The sequence below is a fragment of the Pseudazoarcus sp. NS20 genome, assembly GCF_059703745.1.
Window position 1 is genome coordinate 40,066 of sequence record NZ_BAAKIY010000003.1, and the last position, 26,347, is coordinate 66,412.

The following is a 26,347-nucleotide window of genomic DNA, read 5'->3' on the forward strand; positions in this document are numbered from 1 at the left end:
GAAGGGCGACGAAGCCATATGGCTTCGTCGCCCTTCGTGTTTGGTGGCGCAGTGACGCGTGGGAGCTCAGGGGCGGCGGAAGCTCTGCGGCTGTCTCGACCAATAGTGGGACTGCAGGCTGTCGAGGCGCACCGTGCCGCCGGAGGACGGTGCATGCACGAAGCGCCCATCCCCCACGTAGATGCCCGCGTGCGTGGGGCGGCCGTGGCCGAACACCACCAGGTCGCCTGTGCGCAGTTCCTGCGGGCCGACCGGTTTGCCGAAGCGGCTCAGTTCGGCCACGGTACGCGGCGGCGCCACGCCGGTGTGGCTCAGATACACGTAGCCGATCAGCCCGCTGCAGTCGAAGCCGCTGGCAGGCGTGTTGCCGCCGTAGCGGTACGGCGTGCCCACCAAGCCCAGGGCGTGCATCGTGATGTCACGCGCTTGTTCTGCCGACAGGCGGGAATGCGTGGTGGCCTGCGATGGCGGTGACGACGGCATCGAGCTGCAGCCGGCGAGGAGTGCCGCGACAGAGACAAGCAAGCAGGGTAGGGCGATGGGGCGCATGGCGGTCGAGGGTATCACCGGTGCGTGGTTTGAGGACGGCCGTTGCGCTTTGAAACACGGCTGCGAGCGCGTTGGCCCATGGCAGCGTCAGCGCGCATAAAAAAGCCCCGCGATCAGGGATCGAGGGGCTTCTGCAATCTGCAGGCGTGGCGCCTGCAGCATTGTCATGGGTCAGACGTTGAACAGGAAGTTCAGCACGTCCCCGTCCTTGACCACGTAGTCCTTGCCTTCGGCGCGCATCTTGCCGGCTTCCTTGGCGCCCGATTCGCCCTTGAACTGGATGTAATCATCGAAGGCGATGGTCTGCGCGCGGATGAAGCCGCGTTCAAAGTCGGTGTGGATCACGCCGGCCGCCTGGGGGGCGGTGTCGCCGACGTGGATGGTCCATGCGCGCACTTCTTTCACGCCAGCGGTGAAATAGGTCTGCAGGCCGAGCAGCTTGTAGCCCGCGCGGATCAGGCGATCCAGGCCGGGCTCTTCGAGGCCCATGGACTCGAGGAAGTCTTTCTTGTCCGCGTCCTCGAGATCGGCGATTTCGGCTTCGATGGCGGCGCACAGCGACACCACCTCTGCACCCTCGGCAGCTGCGTGTTCGCGCACGGCATCCAGATGCGGGTTGTTCTGGAAGCCGTCTTCGGCCACGTTGGCGGCGTACAGCACCGGCTTGGCGGTGATCAGGCAGAAGGGCTTGATCGCGGCCCAATCCTCTTTCGACAGATCGAGCGCGCGCACCGGCTTGCCGGCGTCGAGTTGTGCCAGGCATTTTTCGAGCACGGCGACCAGCAGCTTGGCCTCTTTGTCACCCGAGGCGGCGGGGCGCTTGTAGCGGTTGATGGCCTTGTCGACGGTGGCGAGGTCAGCCAACGCAAGTTCGGTGTCAATGACCTCGATGTCGCGAATCGGGTTCACCGAGCCGGAAACGTGCACCACGTTGTCGTCGGCGAAGCAACGCACCACATGCACGATGGCGTCGGTTTCACGGATATTGGCCAAGAACTGGTTGCCCAGACCTTCGCCCTTGGATGCGCCCGCCACCAGACCTGCGATGTCGACAAACTCGACGATGGCCGGCTGGATTTTCTGCGGCTTGACGATTTCCGACAGGGCGGCGAGGCGCGGGTCGGGCACTTCGACGATGCCGACGTTCGGCTCGATGGTGCAGAACGGGTAATTGGCCGCTTCGATGCCGGCTTTGGTCAGCGCGTTGAAGAGGGTCGACTTGCCGACGTTGGGCAGGCCGACGATGCCGCATTTGAGGCTCATTGGGGTTCTTCCTTGTTCTTCGCCGGCTTCGGGCGGGTATTGAGTCGGGTGGTCGCGGCCGTCCAGTTGCCGTCGGCAATCAGCGGCCACGCACCCAGCGCGCGTTCGAGCGCAGCGTCGATTTCGGCCTGTTCCTCGCGGCGCGGCGGCTTGAGCACGAAGTTGGCCACTTCGTTGCGATCACCGGGGTGGCCGATGCCGATGCGCAGGCGCCAGTAATCGTTGGTGCCCAGATGGCTGGAGGTGTTTTTCAGGCCGTTGTGACCGCCCAGACCGCCACCGAATTTCAGCCGCAACTGGCCCGGCGGGATGTCGAGTTCGTCATGCACCACGAGGATTTCGTTCGGCTGGATGCGATAAAAGCGTGCCAATGCACCGACCGACTGGCCCGAGCGGTTCATGTAGGTCTGCGGCATCAGCAGCCACACGCTTGCGGCGCGGGCGTTGGCCGCGAAACCGTGAAAGCGGGATTCTGGAGAGAAGCGCACGCCCAGCTCATCCGCCAGGCGCTCACAAAACCAAAACCCGGCGTTGTGCCGGGTTTCGGTGTATTCGGCCCCGGGGTTACCGAGGCCGACGACGAGGCGCACAGGGGCGGAGCTCATCGTGTAGCGTGCTTTTCCGCTCAGGCCTCGGCCGCTTCGTCGCCGTCTTCGGCTGCGTCGTCGGCGCCCCCGCCGGTCTTCAGCGCGGTGGCGATCACCGGGTTGCTGTCACCGTGGTGGACGATCTCGACGCCTTTCGGCAGCTTGATGTCGGAAACGTGCAGGGACTGCTCGGACTCGAGGGCCGACAGGTCGACTTCGATGAATTCCGGCAGGTCTTTCGGCAGGCAGGCCACATCCACTTCGTTGATGACGTGGGTGACGATCTGACCGGCGAGCTTCACGGCGGGGCTGACTTCTGCGTTGATGAAGTGCAGCGGCACCTTGATGTGCAGCTTCTCGGAGGCGTTCACACGCTGGAAGTCGATGTGCAGCACTTGCTGCTTGTACGGGTGCCACTGGGTGTCACGCAGGATCACGGTCTGCTTCTTGCCTTCAACGACGACGTTGAGGATGGAAGAGTGGAACGCTTCCTTGCGCAGCAGGTGATACAGCTCGTTGTGGTCGAGCGTGATCGACTCGGCGTCCTTGTTGGCGCCGTAGATGATGCCCGGCAGCTGGCCGGCGCGACGCAGGCGGCGGCTCGCACCCGTGCCCTGATCCACGCGCTTGGTGGCCTTGAATTCGATGTTCATTGCAGTACTCCAGGTTGAAGGTGATCCGCCCGCGACCAGACGGATCGTAAAAGGCCCGCAGCAAACGCTGCAGGCCGAAAATCATTCCATGAACAGAGAGCTGACCGACTCTTCGTTGCTGATACGCAGCATGGTGTCGGCCAGCAGGGATGCAACCGAAACCTGGCGGATCTTCGGACACTCGCGCGCGTCTTCGCGCAGCGGAATGGTGTCGGTCACGACCAGTTCGTCCAGATCGGAGTCCATGATGCGCGCTGCCGCAGCGCCCGACAGTACGGCGTGCGTGCAGTAAGCCAGAACGCGACGGGCACCGTTTTCTTTCAGTGCAGTGGCGGCCTTGCACAGCGTGCCGGCGGTGTCGACGATGTCGTCCATGATCACGCAGGTGCGGTCCTTGACCTCACCGATGATGTTCATGACTTCAGCAACGTTGGCTTTCGGGCGGCGCTTGTCGATGATGGCCAGATCGCATTCCAGACGTTTGGCGAAGGCGCGTGCGCGCACCACACCGCCGACGTCCGGCGAAACCACCATCAGATCATCGTACTTTTGCTTGTCCAGATCGTTCAGCAGCACCGGCGCGGCGTAGACGTTGTCTACCGGCACGTCGAAGAAGCCCTGGATCTGGTCGGCATGCAGGTCCATGGTCAGCAGGCGTTGCACGCCCACGGCCTGCAGCATGTTGGCAACCACCTTGGCCGTGATCGGCACACGCGCCGAGCGCGGGCGACGATCCTGACGGGCATAGCCGAAATACGGGATGGCAGCGGTGATGCGGCCGGCCGACGCGCGCTTGAGCGCATCGACGAGCACCAGCATTTCCATCAGATTGTCGTTCGTCGGCTGACAGGTGGGTTGCAGGACGAAGACGTCCTTGCCCCGCACGTTCTCGAGCAGTTCGACGTTAACTTCACCGTCAGAAAACCTTCCAACGGTCGCCGAACCCAGAGTGATGCCCAGACGGCGAACGACGTCTGCAGCAAGTTTGGGATTGGCGTTGCCGGTGAAGACCATCAGGCTGCCACGGGGCATGACCGATTCTCCAGTGCCGAAATTGATAATCGCGGAGGCCGGAAGCGAGTCGGGCAGGCGCGTGGCCTGCCCGGTTCGTCGTCTGGCTGGGGAGGAAGGATTCGAACCCTCGAATGCCGGAATCAAAATCCGGTGCCTTAACCGACTTGGCGACTCCCCAAAAACCTGTTCACTTCATTCAATCGAGCCAGCCGTAGAGCGGATGCCGCGCCAGGCTTCGGGCCTTCCATGCACGCCACTGAGGCGGGCAGGCGGCAATGATATCCGAAGCCGCATTTTCGGAGTCAAGCTCTGCGAATATGCAGGCGCCCGACCCGGTCATGCGCGCGGGAGCTAACCGCTCCAGCCATTCGATCGCCGCAGCAATCTCCGGGTAATGACGACTGGCTACTGCCTGCAAGTCATTTCGGGTTGCGCGTAAAGCGAAGTCCGCAATTCTGATGCGTTCGGAGTTCCTCGTCAAGAGCGGCGAGCGGAAAATTTCTTCGGTCGCAGAATGAACCCCGGGAGAGACGACTACGTACCACCTTGGTGGTAGCTCGACGGCCGTCAAGGTTTCGCCGATTCCTTCCACGAAAGCATCGTGACCGCCAATGAAAAATGGCACGTCCGCGCCCAGTTGCAGGCCCAGTGCAGCAAGCGCCGCACGATCAAGATCGATGCCCCACAGGCGGTTCAGCGCGATGAGCGTGGTGGCGGCATCGGAAGAGCCGCCCCCCAGGCCGCCCCCCATTGGCAGTTGTTTGTGCAACGTGATGTCGGCGCCGAGGGTCGTGCCGCTGGCGGTTTGCAGCAAGCGCGCAGCACGCACGACGAGGTCGTTGTCTGGCGGTACGCCGCTCACGTTGTTGCAGCGGCGTATCTGCCCGTCGTCACGCAGGTCGAAGTCGAGTGTGTCGGACCAGTCGAGCAGGCGGAAAATCGACTGCAACAAGTGATAGCCGTCGGCGCGGCGGCCGACGACATGCAGGAAGAGATTGATCTTGGCCGGCGCAGGGCAGCCGGTCAGGCGTTTCAGTCGCGCGGCGTCCATTTGTCCACCACGATGCGCAGGCGCGCGTCGCCCCATTGGGCCAGCAGGCGGCGCGGGTTGGCTTGCGCGCTGTCGTCGGAATATTCGAGGTAGTCGATGATCCACCCGCTGTCCGAGATGCGCGTGGGCCGGCCGATTTCGTCGGTGCCCAGCACTTGTGCGCCCGGAGCGGGGATGGCCTGAATCCAGTCCGCCAGATGGTCGGCCGGCGCGTTCACGCCGAGCACGTGGGGCAGCAGCGTGGCGGTGTCCTTGGCGAGCATCCGCTGCCCGTCGGCCGTGCGCAGCATGGCGCCTTCGGTCGTTCCGATGACTTGCGCCACGATCTGGCCAAGGGGGCTGAGCACCACCCAGTCATCGCCCTGCGGGCGGTGTTCCCAGCGCAGGCGACCATTGGCGGCGCGTTCCCCGTCGCTTGCGGCGATGCGCCCTTCAAGGTCGAAGGCCTGGACGGCATGGCGCTCGACGAGCGGGGCCTGCTCGCGTTGCAAGGGGTGCAGCGCGCACCCCGAAGCGAGCAGGGCGAATGTCGCCAGCGCAGCGATGCGTTTGATGCCGGTGCTCATTGGCCGCGCAGTCGCTGCACGGTTTCAGTCAGCACCGCGTTGTCCGGGTGGGCGAGCAGGGCCTGAGCCCAGATGTCGATGGCTTCCTGTCGGCGGTCGAGCGCCCACAGCACTTCACCCAGGTGCGCAGCGATCTCGGGATCGCTGCGGATGCCGAAGGCGCGTTGCAGATAGGTCAGTGCGGCTTCGGCGTCGTTCTGGCGGAAGCGCACCCAGCCCATGCTGTCGAGGATGAACGGGTCATCCGGCGCGAGCTCAAGTGCGCGCACGATCAGATTCTCGGCTTCCTGCAGGCGTTCGCCGCGTTCGGCCAGGGTGTAGCCGAGGGCGTTGTAGGCGTGGGCATGATCCGGCTCGATCTCGATGACCATTCGCATGTAATGCTCCATGCGCGGCATCTGGTCGAGTGCTTCGGCGAGCATGCCGGCCTCGTACAGCATGTCGGGGTCGTCCGGGGTGTCGAGCAGGGCCTCTTCGACCACGCGCAGAGCCTCTTCCTTCTGACCGGCATTGCGAAGCAGCATGACTTCAGTAAAGACCAGACGGCGGCGGCCGTCCGGCTCGATGTCGACGCCGTGCAATTGGGCGCGGGCAGCTTCGAGGTTGCCGTCCTCGGCCAGCATGTGGGCGATGCGAATCTGCGCATCCAGATAATGCGGCCCGTTCTGCACCTGACGGTAAAGCTGCAGGGCGTCGCCGCGTCGGCCTTCGCGCTCGGCAATGGTCGCCAGATTGAACTGGATGCTGCCGCGCTCGGGGTGACCGCCGTTCAGCGCGCGTTCGAAGTGCGCCTTCGCCAAGGTGAAATCACCGGTTTGCGCGGCGATCACCGCGACGGCATAGACAAGATCGAGGTCGTTCGGCTCGAGCGCCAGCAGGCGGCGGAACTCGGTCAGCGCAGCGGGGTAATCCTGTGCGGAAACCAGGCTGCGCGCGTAGGCCACACCGGCGCCACGGCTGTCGGGATGGCGGGTCAAGTAATCACGCAGCAGGTCGACGGCGTCCTGCACGGCATTGAGCTGCACGAGCAGTTGCGACTTGAGAATGACGGCCGGCTCCCAGTCCGTTCGCAGGCGCAGGGCTTGTTCGATGGCGGCAAGCGCACTGAGGTCATCGCCGTCCGAAGCCTGTGCCTGGGCGCGGGCATAATGCGCCGGCGCGAGGTGCAGGTAGGGTTCGGTCAGGCGATGGATGATCTCGTTGACCAGCGGTCGGTCTTGAATGGGGCCCAGTGCGCGATTCAGGCCGAGCAGGTTCTGTTCGAGCCGCTCGCCGTCGGAATTGGCCAGAATGCGCGCCAGTTCGATCTGCACTTCATTCATCTGGTCGCCGCGTGCAGCAAGTATGCCGGCCAGCATGCGGCGGGCTTCTTGCGAGGCGGGTTCGACGTTGAGCCAGATGCGCGCTGCCAGTGCCGCTGTGTCCATGTCGCGGGAAACCAGGGCGATTTCCGTGGCACGCCGAGCGATGCGCGGGTCTTGCGTCTGCCGCGCGGCATGCAGATAGGCCTCGGCCGAAATCGGCAGATCCCCGCGACTGCCGGCGATCTCACCCAGCAGGATCAGGAACAGCACATCGGCCGTAAGCTCCTGAGAGGGCAGGGGTTCGTTGGTGGCGGCCGTCGTGCGCCCGCCCGGTGCGGCGTGGGCGGGAGACCCCGCCAGCGCCAGAGTGAGCGCCATGCTGGCGACGAACGGGGTGAGCTTGTGCTTCATAATCGGGTCCAGTAAGGCCGGGTCCGCGCTGCTCGCGAAGTGTCCGATGTTATGCAGTTTCGTGCTGCGCGGGCAAGCGTGCGATGGTGAATATGCTTGATTCAGGAAAGATCGATGCCCGAATTGCCGGAAGTTGAAACCACCCGCAGGGGTATCCAGCCAGTATTGACCGGCAGAGTCGCCAGCGGTTGCATCATTCGTAACGGGCGCTTGCGGCTGCCGGTGCCCGAGGATCTCGGCGCGTGCATTGCCGGCCGCAATTTGCTGGCAGTCGAGCGGCGCGCGAAGTACCTGCTGCTACGTTTCGGCAGCGGCACGATCGTCGTGCATCTGGGCATGTCGGGCAGTCTGCGCGTGGTGGATGCGCTGGCGCCGGTCGGCAAACATGATCACGTCGACCTGTTGTTCGGCGATACGGCGCTGCGTCTGCGCGATCCGCGTCGTTTCGGCCTGATGGTGTGGCATGGCGATGCGACGACGCAGCACCCCTTGCTGGCGCGCCTGGGCCTGGAGCCGTTGGAGCCCGAGTTCGACGGCGATTGGCTGTTCGAGGCGCTGCGCGGCGTGAGCACGCCGATCAAGCTGGCCATCATGGATGGCCATCGTCTGGTCGGCGTAGGCAACATCTATGCGTCGGAGAGCCTGTTTCGTGCGCGCATCCATCCGATGACGCCGGCCGGCAGTGTCAGCCGCGCGCGTTGCCATCGGCTCGCGCAGGCGATACGCGAGACCTTGCTGGCGGCCATCGAGGCCGGCGGAAGCACCTTGCGCGACTTCGTCGGAGGGGATGGCAAGTCCGGTTATTTCCAGCAGCAGTATTTCGTTTATGGCCGCGATGGCGAGACCTGTCATGTATGCGGCAACACGGTGCGGCGTTCAGTGATGGGGCAGCGTTCGACATTCTGGTGCGCGCGCTGCCAACCGCTGCGCAAGACCACGGCAAAAGCGAGCTGAGTGGCCGGCGTTGATCCGGTCGAGGCCGCCGCCGGTCGGCCGGCGTGAAGATGACATTGGCAGCTTCACGCACGGGCGCTATGCTCGTTGGAATTCAACCAGCGCCTGCCTTGAGGCCCGGAGAGTGCGATGAACAGCTTGGTCGATGAGTTTTCTGCGTACGGTAACTGGCGAGAGCATGGCGAGGCTGCGATCGGCAGGTTGCGCGCCTGGTTGAACCGCAACGAAGTGGGCGACGCGCAGACCGATTTGCGGCTGCAGCATGTGCTCATGCGCATGCAGGAGGACCGACTCACGATCGCCTTCGTCGCCGAGTTCTCGCGCGGCAAATCCGAGCTCATCAACGCGGTGTTCTTCTCTGGCTACGGCGATCGCATCCTGCCGTCGAGCGCGGGGCGCACCACCATGTGTCCGACCGAATTGTGCTGGGAGCCCAGTGCCAGCCCGCAGATCCGCTTGCTGCCCATCGAGACACGCCGCAGCGGTGAGGTGGTGGCGGGATTGCGCTTGCAGCCGGACGCCTGGCACGTCGAACCGCTTGATGCAACGTCGGCACAGAGCTTGCAGCAGGCTCTGACACGTGTCGGCGAAACCGTTCTGGTCAGTCCGGAAGAGGCGCAGGCGCTCGGCTTTCAGGTCGGCGCTGCCGGCGCCGAAGGCGTGCTGGTGCCCAATGCCGAGGGCAAGGTCGAGGTCTCCCGCTGGCGTCACGCCATCATCCAGTTTCCGCATCCTTTGCTCGAGCAGGGCTTGGTGGTGCTGGATACCCCGGGGCTCAATGCCATCGGTGCCGAGCCCGAGTTGACCATGTCCATGTTGCCCAATGCGCATGCGGTGGTCTTCGTGCTGGCGGCGGATACCGGTGTCACGCAGAGCGATCTGGCGGTGTGGCGCGAGTATGTCAGCGCTGGCCGTGGCAGTGCGCACGGATGCATGGTGGTGCTGAACAAGATCGACGGGCTGTGGGACGGCCTGCGTGATGAGGCTCGCATCGAGGCCGAGCTCTGCGAGCAGGTAGCCTCCGTCGCCCGCACCCTGGGCGTGCCGGCCGCGCGCGTTTTTCCGGTGTCGGCGCAAAAGGGCTTGGTGGGGCGCATCCAGGGTGATGAAGCGCTGGTGCAGCGCAGCCGCCTGGAAGCGTTCGAGCAGGCGCTCTCGTCCGAAGTCTTGCCCGCGCGTCAGCGCATCGTGCGCGAGAACAGCCTGGCCGAGGTGAATGAAGTCGTGCTGCAGTCGCGCGAGCTGCTCGGCGCGCGTCTTGCGGGCGTGCATGAGCAGTTGCGCGAACTGGCCGACCTGCGCGGCAAGAATCAAAGCGTCATCGAATACATGATGCGCAAGGTCGCCAGCGAGAAGGCGGAGTTCGAAGAGGGGCTGAAGAAGTATTACGCCGTGCGCTCGGTGTTCGCCACGCTCACCAACAACCTGTTGCAGCACATGGGGCTCGACGCCTTGCGCCAGGAGACGCGGCGCACGCGCGAGGCCATGCTGGAGTCGTCGTTCACCACTGGCCTGCGTGAGGCGATGGAAGGGTTTTTCGGGCGTTTGCGCGGCAATCTTGCGCAGTCTGATGCCGAGATCACCGAAATTTCATCGATGCTGGCGTCGATGTACAAGCGCTTCAGCGTCGAGCATGGTTTGCGCCTGGCACAGCCCGCGGGCTTTTCCACCAAGCGTTACCTGAGCGAAATCGATCGTCTTGAAGAGGTCTTCAATCGTCAGATCAACACCACGTTGACCTTGATGACGACCGAGAAGCACAAGCTCACGCAGAAATTCTTCGACACCGTCACGGTGCAGGCGCGACGTACCTTCGAGGTGGCAAACCGTGACGTCGATCAGTGGCTGCGCGCGGTGATGGCGCCGCTGGAGACGCAGGTGCGGGAGTATCAAATTCAGCTCAAGCGCCGGTTGGAAAGCATCAAGCGTATCCATCAGGCGACGGATACGCTTGAAGACCGGGTCGATGAGCTGCGCCATGCCGAAGACGGTTTGCAAGCTCAGCTTACTGAACTGGACGAGATGCTGGCCGACGTGGCGACGGCACTGGGCGCGGACGAGGCGGATGAACTTGCCGCCCGAGCGGCCTGATGTAGATCAGGCCGGGGTGTTGGTCAGACGAACGAACTTTTCCATCAGCTGATCTTTGGTTTCGACGACATCCGGGTTGAGCGGGATGCAGTCGACCGGACAGACCTGCTGGCACTGCGGCTCATCGAAGTGGCCGACGCACTCGGTGCATTTGCCCGGGTCGATCTCGTAGATTTCGTCGCCCTGGTAGATCGCCCCGTTGGGGCATTCCGGTTCGCACACATCACAGTTGATGCATTCATCGGTAATCATCAGCGCCATGCTGTAATCCTTTTCTCTTACTTGTCCGGCGTGAATTTGTGCTGCAGGCGCCGGGTGACCTGCGGCTGAACGAATTTCTCGATGTCGCCGCCCAGGCGCGCGATTTCGCGCACCATGGTGGCCGAGATGAACATGTACTCGTCGCCCGGCGTGAGGAACACCGTTTCGACTTCGGGATAAAGCTTGCGGTTCATGCCCGCCATCTGGAATTCGTATTCGAAGTCGGACACCGCGCGCAGGCCACGCAGGATCACGCGGGCGTCGTTGGCCTTGAGGAAGTTCATCAGCAGGCCCTCGAAGCCCATGACTTCGACGTTGGGGAAGGGCGCGCACACCTCACGGGCGATCTCGATGCGCTCTTCGAGTTCGAACAGCGGCATCTTGCCGCGAGAACGCGCGATGCCGACGATGAGGCGGTCGAACAGCCTGGACCCGCGACGCACGAGGTCTTCGTGACCGCGCGTGAAGGGGTCGAAAGTGCCGGGGTACACCGCAACGGTTTCCCTCATTCGCTGTTACCTCGCATCAGGTGAAAATGAACCTGGCCGGCGCGACCCTCGCGGATCGTCGTCCAACGGCCAAGTTGCTTGATTGGATGCTCGCTTTCGGCATACAGCCAGCCATCCGGCGCCAGCAGGCGCTCAAGGGCGGGTTCGACTTTTTCGAGCAGGCCCTTGTGGTAGGGCGGGTCGAGAAACACCAGATCGAACGTGCGCGTCGTCGAGAGTGCGAATTCTACCGCATCGCCGCGCAGCACCTCTACCTGCGCGGCATCAAGCCCTTGTGCAGTACTGCGCAGCGCTGCGGCTGCGCGCGGGTCACGCTCCACCAGCGTCACCGCTGCCGCGCCGCGTGAGGCGGCCTCGAAGCCAAGCACGCCGGTGCCGGCAAAGAGGTCGAGGCAGCGCCAGCCGTCGAGGTCCTGCCCCAGCCAGTTGAACAGCGTCTCGCGCACGCGATCGGGCGTGGGTCGCAGGCCGGGCAGCTTGGGCACGTCAATCATGCGGGAGCGCCACTGCCCGCCGACGATGCGAACGCGGCTCAAGGCTTGGCGGCCTCCGTGTCGCCATCGCCACCTGCCACGATGGTGACGAAATGGCTCGGCTGCACCCGGCGCGCGAAGGCGTCGCGAATGCCGTCGGCCGTGACCTTGGCAACGTGGTCGGTGTAGGTGTCGAGCCAGTCGAGCGGCAGGCCGTAGAAACCCACCATGGCGACCCAGTCGAGAATCTTGCTGTTCGAATCCAGACGCAGGCCGAAGCCGTTGATGAGGTTGGACTTGGCCGCCTCCAGCTCTTCCTCGGTGGGGCCTTTGGCGATGAAATCCTTCAGCACGTCGTCCACCACCTTGAGGGCGGCATCGGTCTGACTGCCGCGGGTTTGCAGCCCGATCTGGAAGGGGCCGGCCACGGCTTGCGGCGAGAAGTAGCTGTACACGCTGTAGGCGAAGCCGCGCGCATCGCGCACTTCGCGCGTCAAGCGCGACACCAGGCCGCTGCCGCCGAGGATGTGGTTGCCCACCAACAGCGTGTAGTAGTCCGCGTCTTCGCGTGCCATGCCGGGCATGCCCACCAGGATGTGCGCTTGCGAGGACGGATGGGCGATGCGTTCGACCGTACCTTGCGGTAGCGTCGGTGCGGCCAGCGGCGGCATCGGCTCGCCGGTGGGCAGTTCGCGCGTGAGCGTCTGGGCAATGCGTTCGGCCTCTGCGCGGGTCGCGTTGCCGACGATGGTGACGGTGGCGTTGCGGGCGGTGTAGTGCTTGCGGTGGAAGGCAAACAGCGCACTGCGGTTGATGGCGGCGATCGATTCGAAGCTCGCCTGCGTGCCATAGGGATGCTGTCCGAACACTTTGGCCTCGAAGGCCCGGTCGGCTAGTGTGCCGGGGCGGGTGAGTGCCTCGCGCAGGCCCGCGGTGGCGCGGGCTTTCTCCCGTGCCAATACGGCTTCCGGGTAGGTGGGGTGTGCAATCAGGCGGGCGGCCAAGGCGATGGCCGCATCGCGCTCGGCGGTGCTGGACAACGTGCGCACGGTGAAGCCGGCGCGGTCGCTGTCGGTGCCACCGCCGAAGTTCGCGCCGCTGTCGGCGCTGGCGTCGGAGATGGCTTGTTCGTCCATGCCCTCGGTGCCGGCTTCGAGCAGGCCGCGCGTCATGGAGGCCAGGCCGGCTTGCTCGCGTGGTTCGTAGGCCGAGCCGGCGGCGAAGTCGACGCGCACGTCGAGCATCGGCAGCGAGTCGCCCGGCACGAAGTACACGCGTGCTCCCGTGTCAGAAACCCAGTGCTGGATGGCCGGGCCGGCCAAGGCAAGCGGCGCGGCGGTGAGAAAGGCGAGGGTGGTCACGAGCCGCCCCATGGCGGCGGGCAGGCGGATGGCTGTCATTGCTTGCGCTCCAGCGGACGGGTGGCAGAGGTGGGAAGCGACTGCGGCTCGAGAATGGCTCGGGTCATCGTGGCGTCGCCGAAATAGCGTCCAGCGACGTCGCGCACTTCGTCCGCCGTCACGCGGCGGATACCCTCGAGCAGGGCTTCTTCGTCGCGCCAGGACAGGCCGGAGCCCTCCAGCACGCCGATTTCGATGGCCTGGCCCATCAGTGAATCGCGTTTGTACACCTCGGCGGCCAGCGTCTGCGTGAGCACGCGGCGCAATTCGGCCTGATCGATGCCTTCGCGTGCGATGCGCGCGATCTCCTCGCGCAGGGCGCTTTCCATCTCGGCGATGGTCCGGCCGGGGGCCGGGGTGGCACTGACGGTGAACATCGACGGGCCGCGTGCGATGCCGCCGTAGCTCGCATCCACGGCCACCGCGCTTTGTTCCTCGCGCACCATGCGGCGCGGCAGGCGCGCACCGTCGTAGCCGTCGAGTACGGCAGCGAGCACTTGCAGCGCATACACGTCGCGATCGGCGTTCACGTCGCGCAGCGTCGGCGCGTGCCACGCCAGGGTGACGGCCGGCAGTTCGGCCGGTGCCTGCACAGTGACCTGGCGTGTGCCGCGCTGCTGCGGTTCGCGCGAAATGCGGCGCTCGGGTAGCGGCTTGGCTGCAATCGGGCCGAAATGGCGGGCGGCCATTTCAAACACTTCGCGGTGGTCGACATCGCCCACCACCACCATGCGAGCGTTGTTGGGGGCGTACCACTGCTCATGCCAGCGGCGCGCGTCTTCGACGGTGTAATCCTCGATGTCGGTCATCCAGCCGATGATCGGGCGGCGATAGGGGTGAGCGGTGTAGGCCGTGGCCATCAGTTGCTCCCACACCAGCGCACGCGGGTTGTCGTCGGTGCGCATGCGGCGCTCTTCGGCGACGACATTGCGCTCCGGCAGGAAGACCTTGTCGTTGATGACCAGGTTGGCCATGCGGTCCGCCTCAAGCTCCATCATCTCGTCGAGATGGGCGGGCGGAATCTGCTGGAAGTACGCCGTGTAGTCGCGCGCGGTGAACGCGTTGTCACGGCCGCCCACGGCCGCAACGCGGCGATTGAATTCGCCCGGTGCGAGTTTCTCGGTGCCCTTGAACATCATGTGCTCGAGCATGTGGGCGATGCCCGAAACGCCATCCGGTTCGTCCATTGAGCCGATGCCGTACCACACCATGTTCACGACCGACGGGGCGCGTCGGTCCTCCTTGACGATGATGTGCATGCCGTTGGGCAGCGTGGTCTCGTACGGGTTGGCCAGCGCGGGCGCCGAAACGGCGAGGGCAGTCAGCGAGAGGGCGACCGCCGGCAGTGCGTTACGAAGCATTGGGGGGTTCCTGCATCTGTTAGAATCGAGCCTCGATTTGAGGCCTGCCTGAGCAGGCCACGAGACCGGTGCGGCGCAGCATCTTAGCGCCATCGTGGCCGGCGTGCCTGCCAACAGCCCCTACAGACTCGACTCCCTCATGTTTGGTTTCCTCAAGAAGTCGCCGCGACCGCAAGAGCCGGTCGCTCCCTCTCCGGAAAATGAGCCGGAGCAGCCCCAGGCTGTCGAAGAGACGCTTCCCGCGGTAGTTGAAAGTGCTCCGGCGCCGGCTCTCGAGCCCGTCGTCGAAGCCGTTCCGGCGCCGATGCCTGCCACGGCGCTCCGGCCGTCGTGGGGTGAGCGGCTCAAGGCGGGGCTGTCCCGCACGCGCGGCAACCTGGCGGGCATGTTCGGTCTGCGCAAGATCGACGAAGAGCTGCTCGAAGACCTCGAGTCGACCCTGCTCATGGCCGATTGCGGTGTCGATGCCACGCAGTACCTGATCGACGAATTGCGCCGTCGCTGGAAGCGCGACCACCTTGAAACCGCCGAGCAGTTGCAGGGCGTGCTGGCGGAGCTGCTGCGTGATCTGTTGAAGCCGCTCGAGGCACCGCTGGACGTGTCCGGAAAGTCTCCCTTCGTGATCATGATTGCCGGCGTCAACGGTGCCGGCAAAACCACCTCCATCGGCAAGCTGGCCAAGCACTTTCAGGCGCAGGGCAAGAGCGTGCTGCTGGCGGCCGGTGACACCTTCCGCGCAGCGGCGCGCGAACAACTGCTGACCTGGGGCGAGCGCAACCGCGTGACCGTGATCGCCCCCGAGCAAGGTGATTCCGCCGCGGTCATCTTCGACGCGGTGAACGCGGCGCGTGCGCGCGGCATCGACGTGGTGCTGGCCGACACCGCCGGCCGTCTGCCCACGCAGCTGCATCTGATGGAAGAAATTGCCAAAGTCCGCCGCGTCATTGCCAAGGCGCTGCCTGAAGCACCGCACGAAGTGCTGCTGGTGCTGGACGGCAACATCGGCCAGAACGCGCTGACGCAGGTGAAAGCCTTCGATGCCTCCATAGGTGTGACCGGCCTTGTGCTGACCAAGCTCGACGGCACGGCCAAGGGCGGCATCGTGGCCGCAATCGCGCGTCAGCACCCCAAGCCGCTGCGGTTCATCGGGGTGGGTGAGGGCATTGACGATCTGCAGCCGTTCCGCGTCGCGGAATTCGTCGAAGCGCTGTTCTCGCGTGGTCCCAAGGCATGATCGTCTTCAATGAGGTGGTCAAGCGCTACCCGGGCGATTACGTCGGTCTGAACGGCGTCAGCTTCACCATCCGCCATGGCGAGCTGGTGGTGTTGTCGGGGCATTCCGGCGCCGGCAAGAGCACGCTGCTGAAAATGATTCCAGCCATCGAGCGGCCTACTTCGGGCGTGGTCAGCATCAACGGGCAGGATGTCTCGCGGCTGCGCGCATCGGCCATTCCCTATCTGCGCCGCAATCTCGGCCTGGTGCTGCAGGAGAGCCGCCTGCTGTACGACCGCAACGTGTTCGACAACGTGATGTTGCCGTTGGTGATCACTGGTGGCCATCCGTCGCGCGATGCGGCCCGCCGGGTGGCGGCTGCGCTGGAGCGGGTGGGGCTGGCCGGACGCGAACGCGAAATGCCGGCGGGCCTATCTGGCGGTGAGCAACAACGCGTGGCGATTGCCCGTGCCATCGTCAACCGCCCGTCGATCCTGATTGCCGACGAGCCGACGGCTCACCTTGATGCAGCTTACGCGCGCGAGATCGCCGGCCTCTTCAAATCCTTCAACGAGGCCGGCGTGACCATCATCGTATCGACCCACGATGAGCGCTTGTTCATGGAATGGCGCCCACGCCGACTGGTGCTGGGCAAGGGGACGCTGTTGAGGGATCTGGCAGCATGAAGAACTGGCTTTATCTGCATTCACACGCCATCGGCATCGCAGTGCGTCGCCTCGTGCGTCAGCCGGTGGGCACCTTGCTATCGGCCCTGGTGGTGGGCATCGCGCTATCGCTGCCGGCAGCCGGCCATCTGCTGCTCGACAACATCGCTTCGCTGGCGCGCGGCGTATCCGGCTCGCCGGAAATCAGCATCTTCCTGGCGGGTGACGCCGAGCGGACCGACATCGCGGCCATGGACACACAGTTGGGCAGCGACGACGACATCGCCAGCTACGTGTTCGTCTCGCGTGACGATGCCATGCGCCAGCTCGAACGCAGCGGGTTGGGCGACGTGCTGGGGGGGCTGGCCGACAACCCGTTGCCCGATGCCTTCGTGGTCACGCCGGCTGCTGCCGATCCCGCGCTCTATCAAAGCCTGCTGGCGCGTTTCGGGGAGTGGAACAAGGTCGAGCATGTGCAGCTCGATTCGGCCTGGGTCGAGCGACTGCATGCACTGCTGCAACTGAGCAAGTCGGCCGTGCTGCTGTTGGCCTTGTTGCTGGGCCTGGCGCTGATCATCGTGACCTTCAACACCATCCGGCTGCAGATCCTCACGCAGCGCCACGAGATCGATGTGAGCCGTCTGCTCGGCGCCACCGACCCCTTCATCCGCCGCCCGTTCTACTGGTTCGGCAGCCTGCAGGGGCTGCTCGGCGGCGTGGTGGCGCTGATCACCGTATGGCTGGCGGTGCATGCGCTGGCGGGGCCGGTCGAAGGGCTGGCGGCCACCTACGGTGCGGTGTTCGCACTCACCGGCCCGGGGCTGCGCGACAGCCTCGCCTTGCTGGCTTTCGCCGCGTTGCTCGGCTGGTGCGGCAGCGAGATTTCAGTGCGCCGCCACTTGCGCGAGAAACTCAGCTAAGTCTGTATTCGGCACGGCGCTTGGGCTTCATCCGCGCTCTTTGCGCAGCGCTGCGACCTCGTCACGTAGCGCCCGCATCTGCGCCATCATCTCGTCGTGGTCTGCCTTGACTACGGCGCGCGTGTGCTCCCCCTCCGTATGATCAGTGGTGTTCATGGCGTCGACGATGATGGCGATGAACAGGTTGAGCACCGCGAATGTGGTGAGCAAAATGAACACCACGAAGAAGATCCACGCCAACGGGTACACCTCCATCACCGGCCGCACGATACCCATCGACCACGACTCGAGCGTCATCACCTGGAACAGTGTGTAGAACGACGCGCCGATGCTGCCGAACCATTCCGGGAAGCTGCTGGCGAAGAGCTTGGTGGACATCACCGCGCCCACGTAGAACACCAGCAGCAGCAGGGTCAGCACGGAAGTCATGCCGGGGATGGCCCTGAGCAGCGCGTTGACCACCTTGCGCATGGAAGGCACCACCGACACCAGTCGCAGCGCACGCAGGATACGCAGCGCACGCAGCACCGAAACGCCCTCACTGGTTGGCAGCAGGGTGATGGCAACCACCGCGAAGTCGAAATTGTTCCAGCCGCTGCGGAAGAAGTTGTGGCGATAGACGATCAGCTTGAGCGCCAACTCGACCACGAACACGCCCAGCGCGGCGCGATCCAGCACATACAGCAGGCCCCCTGCGGAGGCGACCACGGTGGATGAGGTTTCCAAGCCGAGCGTGATCGCGTTGATCACGATGACTGTGATGACGAAGTTCTGGAATGCGTTCGATTCAATGAAGCGTTGCAGGGCGTTCATGATGTCCGATGGGAGAGGTGTTGCGGAACGGGATGCGATTCTATGTCAGGCCGACGCGGAAATTTGCAAGAGCCGGGTGTACATGCTCCCGAGCGTGGCACGTCGGGCTCTTTGGTGCGTCGTAGAGGTGCTGTGGCAGGGTGTGCCAAGGCCATGATGCGCCGGACAGCCGCTACACTTATGGGCTCGGGAGGAATTCAATGAGCAGTGACGAAGACTTCATGCAACTCGCGCTGGAGCAGGCCCGGCTGGCGGGTGCCTGCGGTGAGGTGCCGGTGGGCGCGGTGGTGGTGCTGGACGGCGAGGTGGTCGGCTGCGGCTACAATCAGCCCATTCGCGGCCACGACCCCACGGCGCACGCGGAAGTCATGGCGCTGCGCGATGCGGGCGCGCGCCTGGGCAATTACCGCCTTCCGGGCTGCACGCTGTACGTCACGCTGGAACCATGCGCGATGTGCTCGGGCGCAATCATGCACGCACGCGTGGCGCGCGTGGTGTTCGGCGCGCGCGACCCCAAGACTGGGGTGGCCGGCAGCGTCATTGACCTGTACGCTGAAAAGCGCCTCAATCACCATGCACAGATCGTCGGTGGCGTACTGGCCGATGAATGCGGACAACTGCTGAGCAGCTTCTTCGCGGCGCGGCGCAACAAGACACTACTGGCCTGATGCAGATACAGATCAATCTTTCCGAGCAGACGTTGCGCCTCTTCGACGAGGGTGGCACGTGTCTGCGCACCTATTCCGTTTCAACCGCCGCCAACGGTCCCGGCGAGCAGGAAGGCAGTGGATGCACGCCGCGCGGGCGCCATGTGATTCGCGCCAAGATCGGCGGCGGCGCTCCGGCGGCCGCGGTGTTCCGCGGCCGACGGCCGACCGGCGAAGTGTGGTCGCCCGAACTGGCCGCAGCTTTTCCCGAGCGTGACTGGATTCTGTCGCGCATCCTGTGGCTGTCGGGGCTTGAGCCGGGGCGCAACCGGCTGGGGCTGGTGGATTCGATGCGCCGCTTCATCTACATCCACGGCACGCCGAATGATCAACCCATGGGCGTGCCGTTGTCGCATGGCTGCGTGCGCATGACCAACGCCGACGTGATCGAGCTGTACGACTTGGCGCCGGCCGGCACCGAAGTCACCATCGATGAGTGAAGCGTTTGCACTGCGCCTGACCGATTGGCGCAATGCCGAAGCCGTGGTGATGCCGCTGCGCGTTGCAGTGTTCGTGATCGAGCAGGGTGTACCGCCCGACATGGAGCAGGACGAGTTCGATGCGGTGTCGCTGCACGCGGTGTGCGAGACGCCGGAGGGGCGGGTGATCGGCACCGGCCGCCTGCTGCCCGATGGTCACATTGGCCGTCTGGCAGTCGCGCCAGACTGGCGTGGCCGGGGCTGTGGCGGTCAGATGCTGGATGCCCTGGTGTGCGAAGCGCAGCGTCGCGGTTTGTGCGAGGCGGTGCTGCACGCTCAGGTGCAGGCCGAGGCGTTTTACACCCGGCGCGGTTTCGTGCCGGAAGGCGCGGTGTTCGAAGAAGCGGGCATTTCGCACCGGCTGATGCGCCGGGCTATGACGCGCTGAGCGGCGGCCCGTTCAGGCCTTGCCGCTGTCGGCGTCGGCGTCAGTGTTCTCACGGTGCGGCGCGGTCAGCTGGAATTCCTGCGTCGTCTCGCCCGTTTGCTCGGCGTTGGCATTCCATGTCCATTCACGCACGCGGGCAGCTCCGTCCTTGCGAATCCATAGCAAGGTCGAAGAGCGTGTGCCGTAGCCGGGTGCTCGCACGAACACCGGCGACAACAACCGCTCCCATTCGAGGCTCACCCCGGTCGCAGGCAAACGATGGTCAGGCGCGGGGCGGTCATCACGCATCAGCGCGAGAAAGGCGTCTCCGGCCAAGGGGTTGGCCAGCGCGGCCTCGAAGCGCTGCCGCGCCAGTTCGACCTTGGGCCACGGCGTGTCGAGCAGGTGATTGGACAGCGCATACACCCCGGCGTCGAGCATGCGCGTGCGGTTTGCGGCGCTCTCGTAGATTCCCAGGCTTGTTCCGTCGCTGACGAACAGATTGAAGTCGGCGTAATGCTGGGCGACGCTCGCCGTGTGTGCCAGCACGGATTGCGTGCGCGCGATGCTGGTGAGGCTGTCGCGTACCAGAAGGCCGCGAGATGGCGCCTGATCGCGGCGCATGGCGGGATTGCGGTAGTTGGTCAGCGCCGCGAAGCGTCCGGTGCGCGTGATACCCATCCAGGTGCCGTGCGCAACGAGATCGCGACCAGCGAGCACGCTCGGTTCGTCGTCCCACCAATGCACGCCCGCCGTGGGGCGTTCGAAATGCTCATCGCGGTTGGCCGCGACCACCAGCGGATAGTCCGGGTGGGCGTGCCATGCGGCGATGATCAGGCACATACGAACCGTTCGGTGTGACGCGTCATGCCTTCCGAAATGAGCTCTTCCAGCTCATGCGCCGTGACTTGCTGCGCCAGCGCGTCCTCGAACGCCACCACATCGGTCACGCAGGGGTAGATTTCCATCAGCGTGGTGTCGTCGTTGCAGCTACGCATCAGCCGGCCATGGATGCCGGTCTTGGCGGCAAGCTTGGCTTGCATGGCCTGGACGCTGGCGACGGCCGTTACCGTATCTTCGACGCGGTAGTAGATGTAGATGTCGATGGGCAGGGGAGCGATGTGATCAGTCATGCGAGCGGGTACGGTAGTTGGAGAAACTGTACGGGAGTGCCTTGCGGCCCTCCCAGGCGTGCTTCGCCGGCTTCGGCACAGCCGGTCTGCATCACGGCCAGCGCTTCGAACCCGCCCTGCGGTGCGCGCGCCACATTCACCACCTTGCCGGCCGATTGCTCGCCGAATTCCGGGGTGAAAACGTCGTCGCCAATGCTCGGGCCGTGGTCGGCGGGCACATGAATGCGATACATGCGCTTCTTGAGTTTGCCCAGATACTGCGTGCGGGCAACGATTTCCTGTCCAGGGTAGCAGCCCTTGTTGAAGCTCACGCCGCCGATCAGCTCGAAGTTGAGCATCTGCGGCACGAACTCCTCCTGCGTGGAGGCGGTGATCAGCGGCAGCCCGGCACGAATCATGGCGAGATGCCAGGCTTCGCTGCCGCCGGCCTGGGCGCCGCTCGACCGCAGCCGCTGCCACAGGGCCGGAGCGTTGTCGGCTTCGGTGATCAGCACATAGTTGTCAGCGGGCAAATGCACGCAGCGCACGCCGTCAGCAATGCTTTGTCGCATGGCTTCACCCGGCACGGCGATGCCGGCGGCGGCAAGCACGGCGGCCGTGTCGGCCCCGCACAGGCCGATCAGCGCCACATTGGCGATGTTCAGTTTGGCCTTGCTGCGCAGCAGATACATCGACAAGCGTTTGTGGATCGCCGCCGTGATGTCTGCAGAGAGCACGATGCCGTAGCCGTCGAGGTCGCGATGGATCAGCATGCTCGCCAGCATGCGGCCCTTCGGCGTGTTGAAGCTGTTCCATGCGGCGCCGTCGGCAGTCAGGTGCTTGACGTCGTTGGAGAGCAGGTTCTGCAAAAACTCGGCGGCGTCCGGCCCGCTGCAATCAATGCGTGCGAGATGCACGAGGGGCACAGCGCGACACGCGTCCGCAGCGGCCGTGTCAGCGAAGCGCGCGGAAAGGTCGGTGATCTCGGCGCCCTCGTGTGAGAGGAATTCTGTCCAGGCTTGGGTCATGGCTCGGTCGAGTGGTGGAACTTCGATGAAGTATTATACGGGCCGCCGCTCAGCGCCAAGGCGTGCGGACTTTTGAGTTCATTCTAGGCCCTGATGAAAGCATTCCTGATCCGATTGTTCCTGCTGTGTGTGCTCAGCGTGGTGGCGGTGGCCGCTGCGGCGTGGTGGTACGTGCAACGCCCCTTGCCAATCACCACCTCGATCGATTTCGAAGTCGAGCGTGGCTTCACCATGCGGCAGGCCGCACGCGCGGCCGACGCGGCCGGTCTGCCCATTGACCCGGACGTGCTGTATTGGGTGGCGCGTCTGAGCGGCAAAGCCGGGCGGATTGTTGCAGGTGGTTACGAGATCACGCCGGACATGTCGTTGTGGGGCCTCATCGACAAGCTGCACCGCGGCGACGTCACCTATGCCGAACTGCGGCTGATCGACGGCTGGAATTTCCGGCAGGTGCGAGAGGCCCTGGAAAACCATCCGTGGGTCGAGCAGGACACCGTGGGGCTTTCCGAGGCCGACCTGCTGGCCGCGGCCGGCATTGACGAGGCGCATCCCGAGGGCTTGTTCTTCCCCGACACCTATCGCTTCCCGCGGTATTCCAACGCCACGACGGTGCTGCGCACGGCGTACACCGCGATGCAGCGCCATCTGAATGAAGCCTGGGCCGCGCGCGACCCGGATGTGCCGCTGCGCTCGCCGTATGAGGCCTTGATTCTCGCCTCGATCATCGAGAAGGAAACCGGCCGGCCGGACGAGCGCGGCCTAGTGGCCTCCGTTTTCACCAACCGCCTGCGCATCGGCATGCGCCTGCAGACCGACCCGACTGTGATCTACGGCTACGGCGAGTCCTTCGAAGGGCGTTTGCGCCGGCGTCATCTGGATACCGACCACGAGTACAACACCTACACGCGTGCCGGCCTGCCGCCGACGCCGATCGCCATGCCGGGGCTGGCGTCGCTGCAAGCGGCGGTGAGACCGGATGACTCCGAGTATTTCTATTTCGTTGCGCGCGGCGATGGCACCAGCCAGTTCTCGCGTACGCTGGCCGAGCACAATCGTGCGGTCAATATCCACATCAGGGGGCTGAGCCAGTGAGTGCAGCGACGCGCGGGCGTTTCATCACCTTCGAGGGCATCGACGGGGCGGGCAAAAGCACGCAGATTGCCGCTGTAGTCGCCTTGCTGCAGGCGCGTGGTTTGCGTGTCGAGCAGACGCGCGAGCCCGGTGGCACGCCCTTGGGCGAGCGCTTGCGCGAGCTCGTATTGCACGAGCCGATGAACCTCGAGACTGAAGCCATGCTGATGTTTGCCGGGCGCCGCGAGCACCTAGCCGCCCGCATCGTGCCGGCACTCGAAGCCGGCACCTGGGTGGTGTGTGACCGCTTCACCGACGCCACCTACGCCTATCAGGTAGGGGGGCGGGGCCTCGACCCGGCCAAGTTCGCCGCGCTCGAACAGTGGGTGCATCCGGGCCTGCAGCCCGACCTCACGCTGGTCTTCGATCTCGATCCGGCCGTTGCCGCTTCGCGCGTGGCATCTACCGGCGTGGCGCCTGACCGTTTCGAGCGCGAGCAGAGCGCGTTCTTCGCCCGCGTGCGTAATGCGTATCTGGAGCGGGCCAAGGCCGCGCCGCAACGCATTTGCGTGATCGCAGCCGATCGCTCGCCGGAAGCCATCCGTGCCGAGGTCGAGGCCGTCGTGGCGGAGCGCCTGCTGTGATCCACCCTTGGCTGAACGAAACCTGGCAGCGTCTGGTGGGGCTCGGTGAGCGCCTGCCGCACGCCTTGCTGTTCGTCGGCCCGCCGGGGGTGGGCAAGCGCGATCTGGCCGAAGCGCTTGCCGCGCGGCTGTTGTGCCGCGCGCCGCGTGCCGACGGCCACGCCTGCGGCGAATGTGCTGGCTGCATGCTGCGCCTGTCGGGCAACCACCCGGATCTGATGCGCGTCGAGCCGGCTGACGCCACCGCCGGGGAGGACGCCGAGCCGGACGCCAAGGGGCGCAAGTCATCGCAGATCGTCATCGACCAGATCCGAGAGGTGCAGGAGGCGCTGACCGTCACCGGCCACCAGAGCGCTCGCCGCGTGGTGATTGTTGACCCGGCCGAGGCCATGAATACCTTCACTGCCAATGCCTTGCTCAAGGTACTCGAAGAGCCGCCCGAAGGCTGCGCACTGATTCTGGTTTCGTCGGCGCCGCGCCGCCTGTTGCCGACCATTCGCAGCCGATGCCAGCAATGGCCGTTCGCACGCCCTGCGCTGGAATACGTGGCCGCGCGTGGCGTGGATGCCGATCTGCTGGCCGTGACCGGCGGCTTGCCGTTGGCCGCAGAGCGGCTGGCAGCAAAAGGCGTGGGCGACATGCTGGCGCGCTTCGTGCGCGACGTCTCGCGTTTGCCCGACAGTGATCCGCTGACGCTGGCCGGGCAATGGGAGAGCTGGCTGCGCAGCAAGGAGGCGCTGTCCGCGGGATTTGACATCGTGCTGCTCACCGACTGGATGCAGCGCTGGGTCAGCGACTTGTCGGCCATCAGTCTGGGTGGCCGTCTGCGCTTCTTCCCGGCCCATGAGAAACGCCTGCAGCAGCTTGCCGCGCGGGCCGGCATTGCGGCTTCTTCGAACTGCTACAATGAGTTCGCGCGCATCCGCCGGGTGGCGCAGCATCCGCTGAACATGCGGCTGATGCTCGAAGACATGCTATTGCGCTATGCGCGCGTCGTGAGCGGAGCAGGGTCATGAGCGACCAGGGAATTCCCGCGGGAGTACGCCCCAGCGTACTGTCGATGAACATCAACTCGAAGTCGGCGCTGTACGCGGCCTACATCCCGTTCTTCAACAATGGCGGCATCTTCGTGCCGACGCCTAAAAGCTACAAGCTCGGCGACGAGGTCTTCGTGCTGTTGCAGTTGATGGACGACCCCACCAAGCACGCTGTCGCCGCCACCGTCGGGTGGGTCACGCCGGCAGGTGCGCAGGGCGGCAAGATCCAGGGCGTCGGCCTGCACTTCGCCGGTGATGATGCCGGCAAGGGGCTGCGCAGCCGCATCGAGACCATTCTGGCCGGGCTATCCGGTTCCAACCGCCCGACTCACACCCTCTGACTCATTCCTTCTGCGGTACCCGATGTTCGTTGATTCCCATTGCCATCTCGATTTCCCCGAACTTGCCGAGCGCGAAGACGACATCGTCGCCGCCATGCAGGCCAACCAGGTGCGCCAAGCCTTGTGCATCTCGGTCACGCTGGAGAACTTCCCCCGCGTGCTCGCAGTGGCCGAGCGGCATGAGGGCTTCTACGCCACGGTGGGGGTGCATCCCGATAATCTCGACGTAGACGAGCCGGATGTGGCCCGCCTGGTGGAACTTGCCGATCATCCCAAGGTCGTGGCTATTGGTGAGACCGGTCTGGATTACCACTGGCACAAGGATGAGCCGGAGTGGCAACGTGAGCGTTTCCGCACCCATATCCGCGCTGCACGCGAGTGCGGCAAGCCCTTGGTGATTCATACCCGCTCGTCGGCGCCCGACACCTTGCGGTTGATGCGTGAGGAGAAGGCCGACGAGGTGAGCGGCGTGATGCACTGTTTCACCGAATCGCGCGAGGTGGCCGCGGCAGCACTCGATCTGGGCTTCTACATATCGTTCTCGGGCATCGTCACGTTCAAGAACGCGGTGGAACTCAAAGAGGTGGCCCGCATGGTGCCGATCGATCGCATGTTGATCGAGACGGATTCACCTTATCTGGCGCCGGTTCCGCATCGGGGGCGTACCAACGAGCCCGCCTGGGTGGTGCATGTGGCCGAAGAGATCGCACGTTTGCGCGATGAGCCGGTCGAACACATCGCCAATGCAACCCGTGACAACTTTTTCAGGCTTTTCAATCATGCAAAACCGCTCTAGTTCCCGTCGTTTCGGCCTCGTACTCGCCGCCAGCCTGCTGCTGGGCAGCGCCGATGCGCTGGCCGGCAGCTACGAAGAGTCGCTCGCGGCAGCGCAGCACGGCCGTACATCCCAACTCACCAATCTGCTTGACCGCGGCATCGACCTGAATACCGTGGATTCCTTCAACAACAGCCTGCTGATCATCGCCACGCGCGAGAATCATCCCGACGTCGTCGAGATGCTGGTGGAGCGTGGCGCTGATGTCTCGTATCGCAACGAGGCGGGCGATTCGGCGCTCATGCTGGCGTCCCTCAAGGGCAACCGCGGTATCGTCACACGCTTGCTCGAAGCCGGTGCCGAGATCGATCACGAAGGCTGGACGCCGCTGATGTATGCGGCGTTCGAAGGGCATCTGGAGATCGTCGATCAGCTCATCAAGGCGGGCGCCGACGTCAACGCGCCTGCGCCGAACAACGCCAACGCCATCATGTTCGCGGCGCGCAACGGGCACATCGATGTTGTCCGACGTCTGCTCGAGACGCGGGTGGACCTCACCCGCCGCACGGACCGCGGCTTCACCGCCGTGAGCTGGGCCGAGGACAACAACCACACCAATATTGCCGAGCTGCTGCGCACGGCAATGGCCGAGCGCGGCCAGAAGCTCTCTGGCGGGCGCTGAGGCTTTTCCTCTGACGGGGCCTGCCGGATGCCGGTGGGCGCCCGTT

31 protein-coding genes and 1 tRNA gene are annotated in these 26,347 nt (G+C 64.8%); 14 read left to right on the plus strand and 18 right to left on the minus strand.

What is annotated here, in order from left to right; genetic code table 11:
• Window positions 1–66 precede the first annotated feature (66 nt).
• The 9 genes from AC6H0W_RS08840 to AC6H0W_RS08880 form a co-directional block, all read right to left on the minus strand.
• The gene (locus AC6H0W_RS08840) at window positions 67–483 is read right to left on the minus strand and encodes a C40 family peptidase (RefSeq protein ID WP_497576800.1); all 417 of its coding nucleotides are present in this window, start codon (window positions 481–483) and stop codon (window positions 67–69) included.
• Between the two features lie 237 nt (window positions 484–720).
• Window positions 721–1,812 carry a redox-regulated ATPase YchF gene (gene ychF / locus AC6H0W_RS08845; RefSeq protein ID WP_497576801.1) on the minus strand — a complete coding sequence of 364 codons (1,092 nt, stop codon included), beginning with the start codon at window positions 1,810–1,812 and terminating at the stop codon, window positions 721–723.
• Complete coding sequence (gene pth / locus AC6H0W_RS08850; RefSeq protein WP_497576802.1) at window positions 1,809–2,417, minus strand: aminoacyl-tRNA hydrolase; 609 nt, start codon at window positions 2,415–2,417, stop codon at window positions 1,809–1,811. Before pth ends, ychF begins: the two co-directional genes overlap by 4 nt.
• 20 nt (window positions 2,418–2,437) lie before the next feature.
• Entirely contained in the window at window positions 2,438–3,052 is a 615-nt protein-coding gene (locus tag AC6H0W_RS08855) for a 50S ribosomal protein L25/general stress protein Ctc (RefSeq protein ID WP_497576803.1), read from the minus strand.
• 81 nt (window positions 3,053–3,133) lie between these two features.
• Window positions 3,134–4,084, minus strand: coding sequence for a ribose-phosphate pyrophosphokinase (locus AC6H0W_RS08860; protein ID WP_497576804.1), 951 nt, complete (start codon window positions 4,082–4,084; stop codon window positions 3,134–3,136).
• A gap of 83 nt (window positions 4,085–4,167) precedes the next feature.
• Window positions 4,168–4,244, minus strand: a tRNA-Gln gene (locus AC6H0W_RS08865).
• A gap of 18 nt (window positions 4,245–4,262) precedes the next feature.
• Window positions 4,263–5,117: a 4-(cytidine 5'-diphospho)-2-C-methyl-D-erythritol kinase gene (ispE, locus tag AC6H0W_RS08870; protein ID WP_497576805.1), complete on the minus strand. Its 855-nt coding sequence runs from the start codon at window positions 5,115–5,117 to the stop codon at window positions 4,263–4,265.
• Window positions 5,099–5,683 carry a lipoprotein insertase outer membrane protein LolB gene (lolB, locus tag AC6H0W_RS08875; protein ID WP_497576806.1) on the minus strand — a complete coding sequence of 195 codons (585 nt, stop codon included), beginning with the start codon at window positions 5,681–5,683 and terminating at the stop codon, window positions 5,099–5,101. The genes ispE and lolB overlap by 19 nt, the downstream gene beginning before the upstream one ends.
• Window positions 5,680–7,398: a tetratricopeptide repeat protein gene (locus tag AC6H0W_RS08880; protein WP_497576807.1), complete on the minus strand. Its 1,719-nt coding sequence runs from the start codon at window positions 7,396–7,398 to the stop codon at window positions 5,680–5,682. Before AC6H0W_RS08880 ends, lolB begins: the two co-directional genes overlap by 4 nt.
• A 114-nt stretch (window positions 7,399–7,512) precedes the next feature.
• On the opposite strand from AC6H0W_RS08880, the gene mutM reads away from it, so the two are divergent.
• Both mutM and AC6H0W_RS08890 read left to right on the plus strand, forming a co-directional pair.
• Window positions 7,513–8,352, plus strand: a complete 840-nt coding sequence (gene mutM / locus AC6H0W_RS08885; RefSeq protein ID WP_497576808.1) for a bifunctional DNA-formamidopyrimidine glycosylase/DNA-(apurinic or apyrimidinic site) lyase — start codon at window positions 7,513–7,515, stop codon at window positions 8,350–8,352.
• A 129-nt stretch (window positions 8,353–8,481) separates the two neighbouring features.
• Entirely contained in the window at window positions 8,482–10,443 is a 1,962-nt protein-coding gene (locus tag AC6H0W_RS08890; RefSeq protein ID WP_497576809.1) for a dynamin family protein, read from the plus strand.
• A 6-nt stretch (window positions 10,444–10,449) separates the two neighbouring features.
• Here AC6H0W_RS08890 and AC6H0W_RS08895 read toward each other — a convergent pair whose 3' ends face one another.
• The 5 genes from AC6H0W_RS08895 to AC6H0W_RS08915 are packed head-to-tail and all read right to left on the minus strand — an operon-like array spanning window position 10,450 to window position 14,447.
• Window positions 10,450–10,704 carry a YfhL family 4Fe-4S dicluster ferredoxin gene (locus AC6H0W_RS08895; RefSeq protein WP_497576810.1) on the minus strand — a complete coding sequence of 85 codons (255 nt, stop codon included), beginning with the start codon at window positions 10,702–10,704 and terminating at the stop codon, window positions 10,450–10,452.
• Window positions 10,705–10,721: 17 nt separating this feature from the next.
• Entirely contained in the window at window positions 10,722–11,213 is a 492-nt protein-coding gene (gene coaD / locus AC6H0W_RS08900; RefSeq protein ID WP_497576811.1) for a pantetheine-phosphate adenylyltransferase, read from the minus strand.
• Window positions 11,210–11,749, minus strand: a complete 540-nt coding sequence (gene rsmD / locus AC6H0W_RS08905) for a 16S rRNA (guanine(966)-N(2))-methyltransferase RsmD (RefSeq protein ID WP_497576812.1) — start codon at window positions 11,747–11,749, stop codon at window positions 11,210–11,212. Before rsmD ends, coaD begins: the two co-directional genes overlap by 4 nt.
• Window positions 11,746–13,086, minus strand: coding sequence for a M16 family metallopeptidase (locus AC6H0W_RS08910; RefSeq protein WP_497576813.1), 1,341 nt, complete (start codon window positions 13,084–13,086; stop codon window positions 11,746–11,748). Before AC6H0W_RS08910 ends, rsmD begins: the two co-directional genes overlap by 4 nt.
• Complete coding sequence (locus AC6H0W_RS08915) at window positions 13,083–14,447, minus strand: M16 family metallopeptidase (RefSeq protein ID WP_497576814.1); 1,365 nt, start codon at window positions 14,445–14,447, stop codon at window positions 13,083–13,085. The genes AC6H0W_RS08910 and AC6H0W_RS08915 overlap by 4 nt, the downstream gene beginning before the upstream one ends.
• Window positions 14,448–14,586: 139 nt before the next feature.
• Between AC6H0W_RS08915 and ftsY the strand changes: the two genes are divergently transcribed.
• Genes ftsY through ftsX form a run of 3 tightly spaced genes read left to right on the plus strand, consistent with a single transcriptional unit; the run spans window position 14,587 to window position 17,245 of the window.
• A complete protein-coding gene (gene ftsY, locus AC6H0W_RS08920; protein WP_497576815.1) occupies window positions 14,587–15,681 on the plus strand; it encodes a signal recognition particle-docking protein FtsY in 1,095 nt (364 codons plus the stop codon).
• Window positions 15,678–16,346: a cell division ATP-binding protein FtsE gene (locus AC6H0W_RS08925; RefSeq protein WP_497576816.1), complete on the plus strand. Its 669-nt coding sequence runs from the start codon at window positions 15,678–15,680 to the stop codon at window positions 16,344–16,346. The genes ftsY and AC6H0W_RS08925 overlap by 4 nt, the downstream gene beginning before the upstream one ends.
• Window positions 16,343–17,245, plus strand: a complete 903-nt coding sequence (ftsX, locus tag AC6H0W_RS08930; RefSeq protein WP_497576817.1) for a permease-like cell division protein FtsX — start codon at window positions 16,343–16,345, stop codon at window positions 17,243–17,245. Before AC6H0W_RS08925 ends, ftsX begins: the two co-directional genes overlap by 4 nt.
• Window positions 17,246–17,272: 27 nt before the next feature.
• Here the strand turns inward: ftsX and AC6H0W_RS08935 are convergent, their stop codons facing one another.
• A complete protein-coding gene (locus AC6H0W_RS08935) occupies window positions 17,273–18,058 on the minus strand; it encodes an ion transporter (RefSeq protein WP_497576818.1) in 786 nt (261 codons plus the stop codon).
• Between the two features lie 200 nt (window positions 18,059–18,258).
• On the opposite strand from AC6H0W_RS08935, the gene tadA reads away from it, so the two are divergent.
• From tadA to AC6H0W_RS08950, 3 genes are read left to right on the plus strand one after another with little or no spacing between them, the layout of a single operon-like run.
• Entirely contained in the window at window positions 18,259–18,726 is a 468-nt protein-coding gene (gene tadA, locus AC6H0W_RS08940) for a tRNA adenosine(34) deaminase TadA (RefSeq protein ID WP_497576819.1), read from the plus strand.
• Window positions 18,726–19,205, plus strand: a complete 480-nt coding sequence (locus tag AC6H0W_RS08945) for a L,D-transpeptidase family protein (RefSeq protein ID WP_497576820.1) — start codon at window positions 18,726–18,728, stop codon at window positions 19,203–19,205. Before tadA ends, AC6H0W_RS08945 begins: the two co-directional genes overlap by 1 nt.
• Window positions 19,198–19,632 carry a GNAT family N-acetyltransferase gene (locus tag AC6H0W_RS08950; protein ID WP_497576821.1) on the plus strand — a complete coding sequence of 145 codons (435 nt, stop codon included), beginning with the start codon at window positions 19,198–19,200 and terminating at the stop codon, window positions 19,630–19,632. Before AC6H0W_RS08945 ends, AC6H0W_RS08950 begins: the two co-directional genes overlap by 8 nt.
• A 12-nt stretch (window positions 19,633–19,644) precedes the next feature.
• Here the strand turns inward: AC6H0W_RS08950 and AC6H0W_RS08955 are convergent, their stop codons facing one another.
• The 3 genes from AC6H0W_RS08955 to ygfZ are packed head-to-tail and all read right to left on the minus strand — an operon-like array spanning window position 19,645 to window position 21,751.
• Window positions 19,645–20,454 (minus strand): NRDE family protein, encoded by an 810-nt coding sequence (locus AC6H0W_RS08955; protein ID WP_497576822.1) that lies wholly within the window; start codon window positions 20,452–20,454, stop codon window positions 19,645–19,647.
• Window positions 20,445–20,744, minus strand: coding sequence for a DUF4936 family protein (locus AC6H0W_RS08960; protein ID WP_497576823.1), 300 nt, complete (start codon window positions 20,742–20,744; stop codon window positions 20,445–20,447). Before AC6H0W_RS08960 ends, AC6H0W_RS08955 begins: the two co-directional genes overlap by 10 nt.
• A complete protein-coding gene (gene ygfZ, locus AC6H0W_RS08965; protein WP_497576824.1) occupies window positions 20,741–21,751 on the minus strand; it encodes a CAF17-like 4Fe-4S cluster assembly/insertion protein YgfZ in 1,011 nt (336 codons plus the stop codon). The genes AC6H0W_RS08960 and ygfZ overlap by 4 nt, the downstream gene beginning before the upstream one ends.
• Window positions 21,752–21,844: 93 nt before the next feature.
• On the opposite strand from ygfZ, the gene mltG reads away from it, so the two are divergent.
• The 6 genes from mltG to AC6H0W_RS08995 are packed head-to-tail and all read left to right on the plus strand — an operon-like array spanning window position 21,845 to window position 26,301.
• Entirely contained in the window at window positions 21,845–22,843 is a 999-nt protein-coding gene (gene mltG / locus AC6H0W_RS08970; protein ID WP_497576825.1) for an endolytic transglycosylase MltG, read from the plus strand.
• Window positions 22,840–23,466: a dTMP kinase gene (gene tmk / locus AC6H0W_RS08975; protein WP_497576826.1), complete on the plus strand. Its 627-nt coding sequence runs from the start codon at window positions 22,840–22,842 to the stop codon at window positions 23,464–23,466. The genes mltG and tmk overlap by 4 nt, the downstream gene beginning before the upstream one ends.
• Window positions 23,463–24,482, plus strand: a complete 1,020-nt coding sequence (gene holB / locus AC6H0W_RS08980) for a DNA polymerase III subunit delta' (protein WP_497576827.1) — start codon at window positions 23,463–23,465, stop codon at window positions 24,480–24,482. The genes tmk and holB overlap by 4 nt, the downstream gene beginning before the upstream one ends.
• Window positions 24,479–24,844 carry a PilZ domain-containing protein gene (locus AC6H0W_RS08985; RefSeq protein ID WP_497576828.1) on the plus strand — a complete coding sequence of 122 codons (366 nt, stop codon included), beginning with the start codon at window positions 24,479–24,481 and terminating at the stop codon, window positions 24,842–24,844. Before holB ends, AC6H0W_RS08985 begins: the two co-directional genes overlap by 4 nt.
• A 22-nt stretch (window positions 24,845–24,866) precedes the next feature.
• Complete coding sequence (locus AC6H0W_RS08990; RefSeq protein WP_497576830.1) at window positions 24,867–25,640, plus strand: TatD family hydrolase; 774 nt, start codon at window positions 24,867–24,869, stop codon at window positions 25,638–25,640.
• Entirely contained in the window at window positions 25,624–26,301 is a 678-nt protein-coding gene (locus tag AC6H0W_RS08995) for an ankyrin repeat domain-containing protein (RefSeq protein ID WP_497576831.1), read from the plus strand. Before AC6H0W_RS08990 ends, AC6H0W_RS08995 begins: the two co-directional genes overlap by 17 nt.
• Window positions 26,302–26,347 lie beyond the last annotated feature (46 nt).